At 55.2% G+C, this 1,359-nt stretch carries 1 rRNA gene; it reads left to right on the top strand.

Going from position 1 to position 1,359, the window contains the following annotated elements:
• Positions 1-245: 245 nt before the first annotated feature.
• Positions 246-1,359, top strand: a 16S ribosomal RNA gene (locus ACIPVK_RS21730); the annotation flags it as partial.

Here is a 1,359-nt window from a genome sequence, read left to right as displayed (position 1 = left end):
AAGTTGCTCCAGAGCGAAGCGCCGGCAGGAAACGTCAGTCCGGGTCGTGGTGGTTGGAAGCGTCTGTTGTTTGAGAACTCAATAGTGTGCCAAGTTTGTTGATACCAATTTATTTATTTTATTGGTGAATGGTTTCAGGGTCCGCACCCCCGTGTGGATGCCTGGGGCAATTTGCCAGGATGTTTTGCTTGGTGCAGCCCGGTCGACTTTTTCCAGTCGGCGTGTTGGCTGTGTCTGTATATTTTTTTACGGAGAGTTTGATCCTGGCTCAGGATGAACGCTGGCGGCGTGCTTAACACATGCAAGTCGAACGATGACTTTTGTGCTTGCACAAGATGATTAGTGGCGAACGGGTGAGTAACACGTGAGTAACCTGCCCCTGACTCTGGGATAAGCCTGGGAAACTGGGTCTAATACCGGATATGCACCGTGGACCGCATGGTTCTTGGTGGAAAGATTTTTTGGTCAGGGATGGACTCGCGGCCTATCAGCTTGTTGGTGAGGTAATGGCTCACCAAGGCGACGACGGGTAGCCGGCCTGAGAGGGTGACCGGCCACACTGGGACTGAGACACGGCCCAGACTCCTACGGGAGGCAGCAGTGGGGAATATTGCACAATGGGCGAAAGCCTGATGCAGCGACGCCGCGTGAGGGATGACGGCCTTCGGGTTGTAAACCTCTTTCAGTAGGGAAGAAGCGAAAGTGACGGTACCTGCAGAAGAAGCGCCGGCTAACTACGTGCCAGCAGCCGCGGTAATACGTAGGGCGCAAGCGTTATCCGGAATTATTGGGCGTAAAGAGCTCGTAGGCGGTTTGTCGCGTCTATCGTGAAAGTCCGAGGCTCAACCTCGGATCTGCGGTGGGTACGGGCAGACTAGAGTGATGTAGGGGAGACTGGAATTCCTGGTGTAGCGGTGAAATGCGCAGATATCAGGAGGAACACCGATGGCGAAGGCAGGTCTCTGGGCATTAACTGACGCTGAGGAGCGAAAGCATGGGGAGCGAACAGGATTAGATACCCTGGTAGTCCATGCCGTAAACGTTGGGCACTAGGTGTGGGGGACATTCCACGTTTTCCGCGCCGTAGCTAACGCATTAAGTGCCCCGCCTGGGGAGTACGGCCGCAAGGCTAAAACTCAAAGGAATTGACGGGGGCCCGCACAAGCGGCGGAGCATGCGGATTAATTCGATGCAACGCGAAGAACCTTACCAAGGCTTGACATGTGCCAGACCGCCGTGGAAACACGGTTTCCCCTTTGGGGCTGGTTCACAGGTGGTGCATGGTTGTCGTCAGCTCGTGTCGTGAGATGTTGGGTTAAGTCCCGCAACGAGCGCAACCCTCGTTCCATGTTGCCAGCG

It is taken from the genome of Paeniglutamicibacter sp. MACA_103 (assembly GCF_045798555.1).
GTDB lineage: Bacteria > Actinomycetota > Actinomycetes > Actinomycetales > Micrococcaceae > Paeniglutamicibacter.
This window is presented reverse-complemented; position numbering and strand designations above follow the sequence as displayed.